This window comes from Escherichia sp. SCLE84, assembly GCF_012584495.1.
Taxonomy (GTDB): domain Bacteria; phylum Pseudomonadota; class Gammaproteobacteria; order Enterobacterales; family Enterobacteriaceae; genus ECMA0423.
On record NZ_CP051431.1, the window covers coordinates 132778 to 146918 of the forward strand.

Consider the following 14141-nt stretch of genomic DNA (forward strand, 5'->3'; position numbering starts at 1 on the left):
GGAGTTCATCATGAAGAAACTGTTTGCCTCCCTTGCCCTCGCCGCCGCTGTTGCCCCGGTGTGGGCCGCTACCCAGACCGTCACGCTAGCGGTTCCCGGCATGACTTGCGCCGCCTGCCCGATCACAGTCAAGAAAGCGCTCTCCAAGGTCGAAGGCGTGAGCAAGGTCGATGTGGGCTTCGAGAAGCGCGAGGCCGTCGTCACTTTTGACGACACCAAGGCCAGCGTACAGAAGCTGACCAAGGCCACCGCAGACGCCGGCTATCCGTCCAGCGTCAAGCAGTGAGCCAGCAAGCCAACGACAACAGCGAGAGCCGCTTCATGGGACTGATGACACGCATTGCCGATAAAACCGGCGCGCTCGGCAGCGTCGTTTCCGCGATGGGCTGCGCCGCCTGCTTTCCAGCCCTCGCCAGCTTCGGCGCGGCCATCGGGCTGGGCTTCTTGAGCCAGTACGAGGGACTGTTCATCAGCCGCCTGCTGCCGCTGTTTGCCGCGCTGGCCTTCCTGGCGAACGCGCTGGGTTGGTTCAGTCATCGGCAATGGCTGCGCAGTCTGCTCGGCATGATCGGCCCGGCCATCGTGTTTGCGGCCACGGTCTGGCTGCTCGGCAACTGGTGGACGGCGAACCTGATGTACGTCGGCCTGGCCTTGATGATTGGGGTGTCGATCTGGGACTTCGTGTCGCCGGCGCATCGCCGTTGCGGACCGGACGGCTGCGAACTCCCCGCCAAGCGCTTGTGAAAGACGGCTGACCGTGCGACACGGCGGCCCACACGAATAAGGAACGATGGTATGAGCACTCTCAAAATCACCGGCATGACTTGCGACTCGTGCGCAGTGCATGTCAAGGACGCCCTGGAGAAAGTGCCCGGCGTGCAATCAGCGGATGTCTCCTACGCCAAGGGCAGCGCCAAGCTCGCCATTGAGGTCGGCACGTCACCCGACGCGCTGACGGCCGCTGTAGCTGGACTCGGTTATCGGGCCACGCTGGCCGATGCCCCCTCAGTTTCGACGCCGGGCGGATTGCTCGACAAGATGCGCGATCTGCTGGGCAGAAACGACAAGACGGGTAGCAGCGGCGCATTGCATATCGCCGTCATCGGCAGCGGCGGGGCCGCGATGGCAGCGGCGCTGAAGGCCGTCGAGCAAGGCGCACGTGTCACGCTGATCGAGCGCGGCACCATCGGCGGCACCTGCGTCAATGTCGGTTGTGTGCCGTCCAAGATCATGATCCGCGCCGCCCATATCGCCCATCTGCGCCGGGAAAGCCCGTTCGATGGCGGCATCGCCGCTACCACGCCGACCATCCAGCGCACGGCGCTGCTGGCCCAGCAGCAGGCCCGCGTCGATGAACTGCGCCACGCCAAGTACGAAGGCATCTTGGAGGGCAATCCGGCGATCACTGTGCTGCACGGCTCCGCCCGCTTTAAGGACAATCGCAACCTGATCGTGCAACTCAACGACGGCGGCGAGCGCGTGGTGGCATTCGACCGCTGCCTGATCGCCACCGGCGCGAGCCCGGCCGTGCCGCCGATTCCCGGCCTGAAAGACACTCCGTACTGGACTTCCACTGAAGCGCTGGTCAGCGAGACGATTCCTAAGCGCCTGGCCGTGATTGGCTCATCAGTGGTGGCGCTGGAGCTGGCGCAGGCGTTCGCCCGACTCGGAGCGAAGGTGACGATCCTGGCTCGCAGCACGCTGTTCTTCCGCGAAGACCCAGCTATAGGCGAAGCCGTCACGGCCGCATTCCGCATGGAGGGCATCGAGGTGAGGGAACACACCCAGGCCAGCCAGGTCGCGTATATCAATGGTGAAGGGGACGGCGAATTCGTGCTCACCACGGCGCACGGCGAACTGCGCGCCGACAAGCTGCTGGTCGCCACCGGCCGCGCGCCCAACACACGCAAGCTGGCACTGGATGCGACGGGCGTCACGCTCACCCCGCAAGGCGCTATCGTCATCGACCCCGGCATGCGTACAAGCGTGGAACACATCTACGCCGCAGGCGACTGCACCGACCAGCCGCAGTTCGTCTATGTGGCGGCAGCGGCCGGCACTCGCGCCGCGATCAACATGACCGGCGGTGACGCGGCCCTGAACCTGACCGCGATGCCGGCCGTGGTGTTCACCGACCCGCAAGTGGCGACCGTAGGCTACAGCGAGGCGGAAGCGCACCATGACGGCATCAAAACTGATAGTCGCACGCTAACGCTGGACAACGTGCCGCGCGCGCTCGCCAACTTCGACACGCGCGGCTTCATCAAACTGGTGGTTGAAGAAGGCAGCGGACGACTGATCGGCGTGCAGGCAGTGGCCCCGGAAGCGGGCGAACTGATCCAGACGGCCGCACTGGCGATTCGCAACCGGATGACGGTGCAGGAACTGGCCGACCAGTTGTTCCCCTACCTGACGATGGTCGAAGGGTTGAAGCTCGCGGCGCAGACCTTCAACAAGGATGTGAAGCAGCTTTCCTGCTGCGCCGGGTGAGGACAAGGAGGTGTGCGATGAGCGCCTACACGGTATCGCAACTGGCCCATAACGCTGGGGTGAGCGTACATATCGTGCGCGACTACCTGGTGCGCGGCTTGTTACGGCCGGTGGCCTGCACCACGGGCGGCTACGGCGTGTTCGACGATGCGGCCTTGCAACGGCTGTGCTTCGTGCGCGCGGCCTTCGAGGCGGGTATCGGCCTGGATGCCCTGGCGCGGCTGTGCCGTGCGCTCGACGCAGCGGACGGCGCACAAGCCGCAGCGCAGCTTGCCGTGCTGCGCCAGTTGGTCGAGCGGCGGCGCGCGGCGTTGGCCCATCTGGACGCGCAACTGGCCTCCATGCCAGCCGAGCGGGCGCACGAGGAGGCATTGCCGTGAACGCCCCTGACAAACTGCCGCCCGAGACGCGCCAACCCGTTTCCGGCTACCTGTGGGGTGCGCTGGCCGTGTTGACCTGCCCCTGCCATCTGCCGATTCTCGCCGCCGTGCTGGCCGGGACGACCGCCGGTGCCTTCCTTGGCGAGCATTGGGGTGTTGCCGCGCTCGCGCTGACCGGCTTGTTCGTTCTGGCCGTAACGCGGCTGCTGCGCGCCTTCCGGGGCGGATCATGACGAGTTCGCAGCCCGCCGGATGGACGGCGGCCGAGTTGGCGCAGGCGGCGGCGCGCGGACAGCTTGACCTGCATTACCAGCCGCTGGTCGATCTGCGCGATCACCGGATCGCTGGCGCGGAAGCGTTGATGCGCTGGCGGCATCCGAGGCTTGGCCTGTTGCCGCCCGGCCAGTTCCTGCCGCTGGCCGAGTCGTTCGGCCTGATGCCGGAAATAGGCGCGTGGGTGCTGGGCGAGGCCTGTCGCCAGATGCACAAGTGGCAAGGACCGGCATGGCAACCGTTCCGTCTTGCCATCAATGTGTCCGCCAGCCAGGTTGGGCCAACGTTCGACGACGAGGTAAAGCGGGTGCTGGCCGATATGGCCCTGCCCGCCGAGCTTCTGGAGATCGAACTGACCGAATCGGTCGCATTCGGCAATCCAGCCCTGTTCGCCAGTTTCGACGCCTTGCGCGCCATCGGCGTGCGCTTCGCCGCCGACGACTTCGGCACCGGCTATTCCTGCCTGCAACATCTGAAATGCTGCCCCATCACCACATTGAAAATCGACCAATCCTTTGTCGCCAGGCTCCCGGATGATGCCCGTGACCAAACTATCGTGCGGGCGGTGATCCAGCTCGCGCACGGGCTGGGCATGGATGTCATTTTCAGAAGACGACTGCACCAGTTGATTGGGCGTAATGGCTGTTGTGCAGCCAGCTCCTGACAGTTCAATATCAGAAGTGATCTGCACCAATCTCGACTATGCTCAATACTCGTGTGCACCAAAGCGAGGTGAGCATGGCGACGGACACCCCACGGATTCCAGAACAAGGCGTGGCCACTCTGCCTGATGAGGCTTGGGAGCGTGCGCGCCGTCGTGCGGAGATCATCAGTCCGTTGGCGCAGTCGGAGACGGTCGGGCACGAAGCGGCCGATATGGCGGCTCAGGCGCTGGGCTTGTCTCGGCGCCAGGTATACGTTCTGATCCGGCGTGCCCGGCAAGGCAGCGGCCTCGTGACGGATCTGGTGCCCGGCCAGTCCGGTGGAGGTAAAGGTAAGGGGCGCTTGCCGGAACCGGTCGAGCGCGTCATCCACGAGCTACTGCAAAAGCGGTTCCTGACCAAGCAGAAGCGCAGCCTAGCGGCCTTTCACCGCGAAGTCACTCAGGTGTGCAAGGCTCAAAAACTGCGAGTGCCGGCGCGCAATACCGTGGCCTTACGGATCGCTAGCCTTGACCCGCGCAAGGTCATCCGCCGGCGGGAAGGCCAGGATGCCGCTCGTGACCTACAAGGTGTGGGCGGCGAGCCTCCTGCCGTGACCGCGCCGCTGGAGCAGGTGCAGATAGACCATACGGTCATCGACCTGATCGTGGTCGATGACCGCGACCGGCAACCTATTGGCCGCCCGTACCTGACCCTCGCCATCGACGTGTTCACCCGCTGCGTGCTCGGCATGGTCGTCACGCTGGAAGCGCCGTCTGCCGTTTCGGTTGGCCTGTGCCTCGTGCATGTCGCCTGCGACAAGCGCCCTTGGCTGGAAGGACTGAACGTGGAAATGGATTGGCAGATGAGCGGCAAGCCCTTGCTGCTCTACCTAGACAACGCGGCCGAGTTCAAGAGCGAGGCCCTGCGCCGGGGTTGCGAGCAGCATGGCATCCGGCTGGACTATCGCCCGCTGGGACAGCCGCACTATGGCGGCATCGTGGAACGGATCATCGGCACGGCGATGCAGATGATTCACGACGAACTGCCGGGAACGACCTTCTCCAACCCTGACCAGCGCGGCGACTACGATTCCGAAAACAAGGCCGCCCTGACGCTGCGCGAGCTAGAGCGCTGGCTCACATTGGCGGTCGGCACCTACCACGGTTCGGTGCACAACGGCCTGCTCCAACCGCCGGCCGCGCGCTGGGCCGAGGCCGTGGCGCGTGTCGGCGTACCGGCCGTCGTCACACGCGCTACTTCGTTCCTGGTCGATTTTCTGCCGATCCTCCGGCGCACGCTGACCCGCACCGGCTTTGTCATCGACCACATCCACTACTACGCCGATGGGCACTGTTGCAAATAGTCGGTGGTGATAAACTTATCATCCCCTTTTGCTGATGGAGCTGCACATGAACCCATTCAAAGGCCGGCATTTTCAGCGTGACATCATTCTGTGGGCCGTACGCTGGTACTGCAAATACGGCATCAGTTACCGTGAGCTGCAGGAGATGCTGGCTGAACGCGGAGTGAATGTCGATCACTCCACGATTTACCGCTGGGTTCAGCGTTATGCGCCTGAAATGGAAAAACGGCTGCGCTGGTACTGGCGTAACCCTTCCGATCTTTGCCCGTGGCACATGGATGAAACCTACGTGAAGGTCAATGGCCGCTGGGCGTATCTGTACCGGGCCGTCGACAGCCGGGGCCGCACTGTCGATTTTTATCTCTCCTCCCGTCGTAACAGCAAAGCTGCATACCGGTTTCTGGGTAAAATCCTCAACAACGTGAAGAAGTGGCAGATCCCGCGATTCATCAACACGGATAAAGCGCCCGCCTATGGTCGCGCGCTTGCTCTGCTCAAACGCGAAGGCCGGTGCCCGTCTGACGTTGAACACCGACAGATTAAGTACCGGAACAACGTGATTGAATGCGATCATGGCAAACTGAAACGGATAATCGGCGCCACGCTGGGATTTAAATCCATGAAGACGGCTTACGCCACCATCAAAGGTATTGAGGTGATGCGTGCACTACGCAAAGGCCAGGCCTCAGCATTTTATTATGGTGATCCCCTGGGCGAAATGCGCCTGGTAAGCAGAGTTTTTGAAATGTAAGGCCTTTGAATAAGACAAAAGGCTGCCTCATCGCTAACTTTGCAACAGTGCCAGTTGTTCGGGGTGCGAAAACAGTCGTAGTTCGGGGAAAAAACCGAATTTTGACCCAAAACCGCGAAAAACTCGAAATGACAGTTCCTATCAGTTGAAGTGTAATGCAAAATATTCAGGAAAAGAGGGTCGGCATTCGTAGTACGCTGTCGTTCTTGAAATTACACTAAAAACGTGCTACAATAAAAAAATTGAAGCGGGGTAGAAATATGTATTTGATATTCATGTAATTTAGTTTTTAAGCACTGCCCTTTTAAGGGTTTATTTGTTGTGCTTAAAGACATATTTACATGAGTATATCCTCGCTTTTGAAGACCTCCTTGTAAAATTATGTCTTTCTGCACGAACAACGCTTAGGCAGTTGTTCGTTTTTAATTTTATATAAGGAGATTTCTATAATGAACAGAATAAAAAATTGGAAGAAACAATTTGCTGTAATATACACAGGGCAGGCTTTTTCAATCTTGGGTTCTGCCGCAGTGCAGTTCGCTGTTATCTGGTGGCTGACCATCCAGACTGAATCCGCAATCACCTTGACGATTGCATCCTTAGTTGCCTTTCTCCCCAATATGTTAATCGGACCCTTTGCCGGTGTGTGGATCGACCGATACAACCGCCGAACAGTAATGATTTTAGCTGACGGTCTGGTAGCTGTATCCAGCATCATCCTTGGGGCAGCATTTTTACTTGTGGAAACACCCCCTATTTGGTTTATCTACATTGTTTTATTTTTGCGTGGATTGGGGAATACCTTTCACGGTCCAGCTATGCAAGCGGCGATACCCATGTTTGTGCCAGCAGATATGTTGACCAAAGCAGGGGGCTGGGGAAATATGATCCAATCAATATCCAACATGATGGGGCCTGTGCTGGGTGCTGCGCTTATGTCATTTCTACCTATTTCCTCCATTATGATTGTGGATATACTGGGAGCCGCTTTTGCGATAGTTTGCCTCCTATTTGTTATAATTCCAGACATTACGCAAACCAATGAGAAGATGAGTGTATTGTCTGACATGAAGCAGGGCTTTATCGCAATGAAAGCAAATAAACCTTTAATGGCTGTGTTTTCCCCCATGCTGCTGATGACCATACTTTATATGCCATTAGGTTCTCTGTTCCCTCTACTGGCACGCAGCCACTTTATGGGTGAAGCCTGGCACAATAGCATTGTGGAATTTGTCTTTGCAGGTGGATTGCTTCTTTCATCTTTGGTTATCGGTGTATGGGGCGGCATGAAAAGAAGGTTTTTCATGGCATCCTTAGCTATTGGCTTAATGGGTCTGGCTACACTGATTAGCGGAGCGCTACCGACAAGCGGTTTTTGGATATTTGTTATATGCTGCTTCTTCTTGGGCGCCTCTGGCACATTTATGAATGTTCCTGTTATGGCTTATGTTCAAGAAAGCATTGCCCCTGAAATGATGGGCAAGGTGTTTTCCCTTTTGATGACCGCCATGACTCTTTCTATGCCGATAGGCTTACTTGTTGCAGGTCCGGTTGTTGAGGTTATAGGTGTTAATACATGGTTTTTCTGGTCTGGTGTTGCGTTGATAGTAAACGCTGTTCTCTGCCGCATTCTGACACGACGCTATGACAAAGTAACAATGAAACCGCAAGTGGACTGAAAAAAGGACCGGGTTGATGATAATTTGTAGTGGTGAGCTTCTGGGAGTACAAAACAAAGTGCTCAAAATTGTCGGGCTCATGGCGTTTAACGGTATTAATTTCGCTTATAATAATCTTTCTATAATAGCCTAAAGGAGAATATCTATGATACCTAATAGCGAAAATAAAAGAGTATGGTTTATTACCGGAGCAAGCAAGGGGCTTGGCTATGCTTTTACATGCGCCGCCTTGAAAGCCGGGGATAAAGTTGTTGCAGTTGCAAGGACTATCGATAATTTGGCGAAGCTAGAAGAAACATATCAAGAGAGCTTACTGCCATTAAACCTCGATGTTACAGATAGGGAGGCTGTTTTTTCTACGGTTGAAACAGCAGTTAAACATTTCGGTAGGCTTGATATTGTTGTTAATAATGCGGGTATCATGACTATGGGTATGATTGAAGAACTAAACGAATCCGATGCTCGGAAACTAATGGACACAAACTTTTTTGGAGCTCTTTGGGTTTGTCAGGCAGTGATGCCCTATTTGAGGTCGCAGCGTTCTGGACATATCATACAGATTACAAGCATTGGCGCTATTATCTCGGGTCCGATGTCTGGTATTTACAGTGCAAGTAAATTTGCGCTGGAAGGAATGAGTGAAGCCTTAGCAAAAGAAGCGGAACATTTCGGAGTGAAACTCACTATGGTGGAACCAGGAGGATATTGGACAGATTTATACACTTCGATGAGTTACAGCAATCCATTAGATTCATACGGTACACTGCGCGATGAGCTGGCGAAACAGTATTCCGAAGATTCGGTCGATAGTGATCCTTCCTTGGCAGCGGAAGCCCTTATGAAATTAGTAGCCAGCAATAATCCGCCTTTGAGGCTTATCCTTGGCAGCATGGTATACGATTTGGCGATGGATACCTTAAAAGCACGGATGGCTACCTGGGAAGAATGGGAAGCTGTTAGCCGTGCATCAGAAAAGGCTATTCCTGCACCGGAGAGATATGGAGTATAATACCAAACATGGTTTTTGAGGCAAGGACGAAACTATCATGAAAATTGAAATTATGGAATATAACCCGGATTGGACAAAGAATTTTGAAGAAGAGAAAATAAAATTGCTCCATTTTTTCGGTTCTCATGCCGTAGCCATTGAACATATCGGAAGCACGGCGATACCCAATCAACGGGCGAAACCGGTTATAGATATATTTATTGGCGTTTCGCCTTTTGCTGAACTACCTTTTATCAGCGCATTTTTAATGCAAAGGAGTATCACCACACTCCGACAGATATGACAGGCAGATATTTGTTTGCAAAATATACAAATGAAGTTTGGACCCATAATCTTCTTGCTTTGGTGTAGGTATAATACCCAAAAACGAAGTTTATGCGGAACAGGATAACACCTCGAAATCGGAGTTTATATGGCTTCGTGGGGGAGTTATGTGTTTGAGCTTTGTCGCATTAACGCGAATCAGGGGTTGACGGCAGAAATAGACTGGAATTACACTTCTTGGAGTCGGCGTTGCCGGAAAATTCTGATTGGATTAGTTGTTCGGGGTGCGAAAACAGTCGTAGTTCGGGGAAAAAACCGAATTTTGACCCAAAACCGCGAAAAACTCGAAATGACAGTTCCTATCAGTTTTCATAATGAATTAAAACAAAAAAATTAGGCTGCAAAGATAGGGAAAATGTGTCAATTTGCGTAAGTGATAATTAGTCAATTAAGATAAATGCTACTTTTGTAATCAAAGCAAAATGATATGAGCAAGATTTTTGGAATCGTAAATATAACCACCGATAGTTTTTCCGATGGAGGACTTTATTTAGATACAGATAAGGCAATTGAGCATGCTCTGCATTTGGTTGAAGATGGAGCAGATGTGATTGATTTGGGAGCCGCTTCCAGTAATCCTGATACAACTGAAGTGGGCGTTGTGGAAGAAATCAAAAGACTCAAACCTGTCATTAAGGCTTTAAAAGAAAAAGGCATTTCTATTTCTGTTGATACATTTAAACCTGAGGTTCAGAGTTTTTGCATAGAACAAAAGGTTGATTTTATTAATGATATTCAAGGTTTTCCTTATCCTGAGATTTATTCAGGCTTGGCAAAGTCAGATTGCAAACTTGTGTTGATGCACTCCGTTCAGCGAATTGGTGCAGCTACTAAAGTTGAAACGAATCCGGAAGAGGTTTTTACTTCCATGATGGAATTTTTTAAAGAAAGAATTGCTGCTTTAGTTGAGGCTGGTGTAAAGCGTGAACGAATTATTCTTGATCCGGGTATGGGCTTCTTTTTAGGCTCTAATCCAGAAACATCTATTCTTGTTTTGAAGCGTTTCCCTGAAATTCAAGAAGCTTTTAATTTGCAAGTAATGATTGCAGTGTCACGGAAATCATTCTTAGGTAAAATAACTGGAACCGATGTGAAATCTCGTTTAGCACCAACTCTTGCAGCAGAAATGTATGCATACAAAAAAGGTGCAGATTATCTCCGCACCCATGATGTTAAGTCTTTATCAGATGCCTTGAAAATATCCAAAGCCCTAGGTTAGTTTTATTTTTTTAGCTTTCTAAATGAATATGCTATACTTGCTCTGAAGTTGTGTTGGCGTACTTGACTTAGGTCTGGATCTTTCGAACTGTTACTAAGAGGGTAATCATAGCCAAACATAAACTGGAAATGTCCTAATTCTAAACCTGTTCCAATACCTACACTATAATCAAGAGGACTTAAACTTCCATCACTTCCAAAAGGTTTTGTGTACTTCTCTTGAGTTTTCGTAGCTAAATAGTAGTGTTTGTTGGTAAATCCAAATAATCCAATATTCAATCTTGCGACCGGGAAAGTCCTCTTGAAAGTACCACAAGTTCGCGGGATGGAGTTTTATCCCAGCTGCATCGAGAAAGGCATGCGCAGTGAGCGTGCTCTCAAGCTCGCCATCGCCGAAATGTATGTCAAAGGAGTAAGTACCCGCAGGGTCTCGGATATCGTCGAAATTCTTTGTGGCACCGAAGTCAGCTCGTCCCAGGTCAGCAGGCTGGCAAAGGAGCTCGATGAAGAGATTACGTCTTGGAAGGCGCAGCCTGTCGGACAGATTCAATACTTGGTACTTGATGCGACCTATGAATCGGTTCGCGTCGGTTCCCATGTGGTCAAGCAGGCGCTTCTAGTGGCTATTGGCGTTGATTACAGCGGGAATCGGCATATTCTTGACGCCGAAGTCGCGAACAGTGAGGCAGAGGTAAACTGGCGTTCCTTTCTCGAGGGTCTCGTACGACGAGGGATGCACGGCCTGCGAATGATCACCAGTGATGACCACTCAGGACTGCGCGCGGCAATCGATGCTGTCTTCCCTGGAATTCTGTGGCAACGCTGCCAGTTTCATCTGCAGCAGAATGCCCACTCCTACGTCACGAAAAAAGATGAGATCCCGCTGATAGCCGCTGATATTCGGAAGGTGTTCAATCGGAATATGTCAAGATAGTTTATGCCAGATTTTTGAGAGGTTTGCATCAAGCAGCCTTCGAAAGAGGACGGCATGACATTGAGACCGGCAAGGCGTCGTAGATACGCACTTTCCCAGTACGCCACCGTAAGGGGTTTTTCTCTTTGGCAGCAAGAATGGTTTGGTTTCTTTTTTCCTCGGCGCCGTAGGCGTCCGACTAACACCTGAATTAAGCCGCGCCGCGAAGCGGCGTCGGCTTGAATGAACTGTTAGATGCCAGCCCGATCAATGTGCGCTGACCTTGGATAGCAGATTTAGAACGGCGACGCCACTAACGATAAGTCCCATGCCAACGAACGCCCACAAGTCTAGTTTCTGGCCATGGAAGATCCAAGCGATAGCTGCCACAAGTACGATGCCGAGGCCAGCCCAAACAGCATAAGCAATGCCGACCGGGATGGACTTGAGTGCGAGAGAGAGGAAATAGAACGCAAGCCCGTAGCCAGCCACAACTACAACAGAAGGAACTAACTTGGTGAATCCATGGCTGGACTTCAGTGCGGAAGTTGCGACGACCTCACCAAATATTGCAATAGCCAGAAAGAGCCAGTTCTTCACGTGCAATCTCCTCTACGGTATGAAGGATAAATAGTGGTGGCTATGAGTTGCCAAAAACAGTCTTGCGGCTGTCGATTTTCTGTGAGCATACGCAACGCCAAATCTGGCATCTAACGCTTGAGTTAAGCCGCGCCGCGAAGCGGCGTCGGCTTGAACGAATTGTTAGACATTATTTGCCGACTACCTTGGTGATCTCGCCTTTCACGTAGTGAACAAATTCTTCCAACTGATCTGCGCGGGAGGCCAAGCGATCTTCTTCTTGTCCAAGATAAGCCTGTCTAGCTTCAAGTATGACGGGCTGATACTGGGCCGGCAGGCGCTCCATTGCCCAGTCGGCAGCGACATCCTTCGGCGCGATTTTGCCGGTTACTGCGCTGTACCAAATGCGGGACAACGTAAGCACTACATTTCGCTCATCGCCAGCCCAGTCGGGCGGCGAGTTCCATAGCGTTAAGGTTTCATTTAGCGCCTCAAATAGATCCTGTTCAGGAACCGGATCAAAGAGTTCCTCCGCCGCTGGACCTACCAAGGCAACGCTATGTTCTCTTGCTTTTGTCAGCAAGATAGCCAGATCAATGTCGATCGTGGCTGGCTCGAAGATACCTGCAAGAATGTCATTGCGCTGCCATTCTCCAAATTGCAGTTCGCGCTTAGCTGGATAACGCCACGGAATGATGTCGTCGTGCACAACAATGGTGACTTCTACAGCGCGGAGAATCTCGCTCTCTCCAGGGGAAGCCGAAGTTTCCAAAAGGTCGTTGATCAAAGCTCGCCGCGTTGTTTCATCAAGCCTTACGGTCACCGTAACCAGCAAATCAATATCACTGTGTGGCTTCAGGCCGCCATCCACTGCGGAGCCGTACAAATGTACGGCCAGCAACGTCGGTTCGAGATGGCGCTCGATGACGCCAACTACCTCTGATAGTTGAGTCGATACTTCGGCGATCACCGCTTCCCTCATGATGTTTAACGCCTGAGCTCAGCCGACCGAAACCGCGTAGCGGTTTTGGGTCGGCTGCAGCGATTTGTTGGGCGATAGCTTGCCACATTCTCTCAACGATTGGGATTTGATGTACTTTCCGCACTTTGTAGCGCGACCACATCATGCTCCCCCTGGCCGCGAGAGCCCTTCACTCGGGAAACACAAGACAGACCGAGCACGACTGTTGCAAGGGTCAAACAGTACACGACAACCGGCCAAGCCGTGTTGCGCGGCAACAGCGAAATGATCAACGTTCCGATGCTTCCTAGCAGTACACCGCCCAAGCAGAAGTAGACTGCCGTGACCGTTCCAGCAACATGGTCGAATCCTCGAAGAGCGCCATTGGGCGCCACAGATACCGCTGTGGCGACACCAATACCCACTAGCCACATTGGAGCAATAAAGCCTAACACGGACTGCAAAGCCCATATTTCGGTGATGGCAAGCAATACTGCTCCAGCTATCAGGCATCCCATTCCCATTCGCAAGACACTTGGGCTGCCCCACTTGGGTATCACACGCCCCATAAAACGAGCCGTAAACACCATGGCAATTGCCACTGTGGCGAACAGCAGGCTGAAGCCAAGCTGAGACACACCTTGCCTGCCCATCATTAGTCCGGGCGCAATGGAGAAAAAGACGAAGAAGCTACCCATTCCAGCGGCGTAACACAACGTGTACAACCAGAAGTTCAGGCACTTAACGGGGAGTAGCAGCTGCGACCATTGCAAGCCCGCAACTCGTTGCACCCGGGTTTCAGGCCAGAATCGCCACGCTGCTGCAGATGCAGCGATCATGCCCAAACCTAGAAACGCAAAGATAGCCCGCCACCCAAGCCACATGTCGACGAGCGCTCCGAGCAATGGACCTACCGCCGGGACCATGGCCAGCATGGATCCGAGTATGCCGTAAATGACATTACTTTCCTCGCGACCTGCGTAAATGTCACGTACTGTTGCAAATGTGGAAACAAGGCACGCCGAGGCACCACAAGCCTGAAGAATCCGAAGCCCCAGAAAGACTTCAGCCGATGACGTAAGAGCGAGGCCCATTGACGCCACAACGTAGGCGAGGCCACCTCCCAGTAGAACGGGGCGGCGCCCCAGTCGGTCCGATAGCGGTCCAAACAAGAGCTGACCGGCACCAATCATGACCAAGTACGTTGTCAGCGTAAGCTGAATTGTGCTCGCTGTCGTACCAAGCGCGTTTGGCATAAACGGCACTGCTGGCAAGTACATGTCCATGCCGAGTGATGCCAATAAATCGAACGGTGATAACAACAACACCGTGGCGGCAAGGGAGTACCGCCAACTAAAGTTTTTTGAGCTCACGAAACCATCTCCTTGAACAAAGGATTTGGCGGCGCTCCCGTAGAGCAAAAGGATTCATGAGAACGCCGCAACAACCGAAAAATGAAGGTTGCTGCGGCTTACTTGTCTGCGTTCTTGGAAGTGCTCATCTGCTGACTATCTCATGATTGAATTTGAATCGTAACAACTTTCAAGCAACTCTGCA

Annotated in this window: 15 protein-coding genes and 2 pseudogenes; 13 read left to right on the top strand and 4 right to left on the bottom strand. The window is 53.5% G+C overall.

Features of this window, described 5'->3' with window-relative positions:
• The first annotated feature begins 10 nt into the window (after positions 1-10).
• From merP to sul3, 12 genes and pseudogenes are all read left to right on the top strand, one after another.
• The gene (merP, locus tag HGD79_RS25030; protein ID WP_000732292.1) at positions 11-286 is read left to right on the top strand and encodes a mercury resistance system periplasmic binding protein MerP; all 276 of its coding nucleotides are present in this window, start codon (positions 11-13) and stop codon (positions 284-286) included.
• 35 nt (positions 287-321) lie between these two features.
• The gene (merC, locus tag HGD79_RS25035) at positions 322-744 is read left to right on the top strand and encodes an organomercurial transporter MerC (RefSeq protein WP_001340589.1); all 423 of its coding nucleotides are present in this window, start codon (positions 322-324) and stop codon (positions 742-744) included.
• Between the two features lie 51 nt (positions 745-795).
• Positions 796-2490, top strand: coding sequence for a mercury(II) reductase (gene merA / locus HGD79_RS25040; RefSeq protein ID WP_000105636.1), 1695 nt, complete (start codon positions 796-798; stop codon positions 2488-2490).
• Between the two features lie 17 nt (positions 2491-2507).
• On the top strand, positions 2508-2870 hold the full coding sequence (gene merD, locus HGD79_RS25045) for a mercury resistance co-regulator MerD (protein ID WP_001277456.1): 363 nt from the start codon (positions 2508-2510) through the stop codon (positions 2868-2870).
• Positions 2867-3103 (top strand): broad-spectrum mercury transporter MerE, encoded by a 237-nt coding sequence (gene merE / locus HGD79_RS25050; RefSeq protein WP_000993386.1) that lies wholly within the window; start codon positions 2867-2869, stop codon positions 3101-3103. The genes merD and merE overlap by 4 nt, the downstream gene beginning before the upstream one ends.
• A 35-nt stretch (positions 3104-3138) precedes the next feature.
• Entirely contained in the window at positions 3139-3807 is a 669-nt protein-coding gene (locus tag HGD79_RS25055) for an EAL domain-containing protein (RefSeq protein ID WP_001300294.1), read from the top strand.
• 74 nt (positions 3808-3881) lie between these two features.
• Positions 3882-5132 (top strand): annotated as a pseudogene (locus HGD79_RS25060) (transposase); the annotation flags it as partial.
• A gap of 64 nt (positions 5133-5196) precedes the next feature.
• Positions 5197-5901, top strand: a complete 705-nt coding sequence (locus HGD79_RS25065) for an IS6-like element IS26 family transposase (RefSeq protein ID WP_001067855.1) — start codon at positions 5197-5199, stop codon at positions 5899-5901.
• A 449-nt stretch (positions 5902-6350) separates the two neighbouring features.
• Positions 6351-7580 carry a macrolide efflux MFS transporter Mef(B) gene (mef(B), locus tag HGD79_RS25070; protein ID WP_032492336.1) on the top strand — a complete coding sequence of 410 codons (1230 nt, stop codon included), beginning with the start codon at positions 6351-6353 and terminating at the stop codon, positions 7578-7580.
• Positions 7581-7725: 145 nt separating this feature from the next.
• Positions 7726-8589, top strand: a complete 864-nt coding sequence (locus HGD79_RS25075) for an SDR family oxidoreductase (protein WP_000612791.1) — start codon at positions 7726-7728, stop codon at positions 8587-8589.
• A gap of 37 nt (positions 8590-8626) precedes the next feature.
• Entirely contained in the window at positions 8627-8872 is a 246-nt protein-coding gene (locus HGD79_RS25080) for a GrpB family protein (protein ID WP_001354008.1), read from the top strand.
• A gap of 468 nt (positions 8873-9340) precedes the next feature.
• A complete protein-coding gene (gene sul3 / locus HGD79_RS25085; RefSeq protein ID WP_000034420.1) occupies positions 9341-10132 on the top strand; it encodes a sulfonamide-resistant dihydropteroate synthase Sul3 in 792 nt (263 codons plus the stop codon).
• A 2-nt stretch (positions 10133-10134) separates the two neighbouring features.
• Here the strand turns inward: sul3 and HGD79_RS25090 are convergent, their stop codons facing one another.
• Positions 10135-10410 (bottom strand): hypothetical protein, encoded by a 276-nt coding sequence (locus HGD79_RS25090; RefSeq protein ID WP_109023896.1) that lies wholly within the window; start codon positions 10408-10410, stop codon positions 10135-10137.
• A gap of 22 nt (positions 10411-10432) precedes the next feature.
• Here HGD79_RS25090 and HGD79_RS25095 point away from each other — a divergent pair, with 22 nt between their 5' ends.
• The gene (locus HGD79_RS25095) at positions 10433-11065 is read left to right on the top strand and encodes an IS256 family transposase (protein WP_020802982.1); all 633 of its coding nucleotides are present in this window, start codon (positions 10433-10435) and stop codon (positions 11063-11065) included.
• A 246-nt stretch (positions 11066-11311) separates the two neighbouring features.
• Here HGD79_RS25095 and qac read toward each other — a convergent pair whose 3' ends face one another.
• From qac to HGD79_RS25110, 3 genes and pseudogenes are all read right to left on the bottom strand, one after another.
• A complete protein-coding gene (gene qac / locus HGD79_RS25100; protein WP_000800531.1) occupies positions 11312-11644 on the bottom strand; it encodes a quaternary ammonium compound efflux SMR transporter QacL in 333 nt (110 codons plus the stop codon).
• A gap of 122 nt (positions 11645-11766) precedes the next feature.
• Positions 11767-12605 (bottom strand): annotated as a pseudogene (gene aadA1, locus HGD79_RS25105) (ANT(3'')-Ia family aminoglycoside nucleotidyltransferase AadA1).
• Between the two features lie 92 nt (positions 12606-12697).
• The gene (locus HGD79_RS25110) at positions 12698-13957 is read right to left on the bottom strand and encodes a chloramphenicol efflux MFS transporter CmlA1 (RefSeq protein WP_000095725.1); all 1260 of its coding nucleotides are present in this window, start codon (positions 13955-13957) and stop codon (positions 12698-12700) included.
• Between the last annotated feature and the right edge of the window lie 184 nt (positions 13958-14141).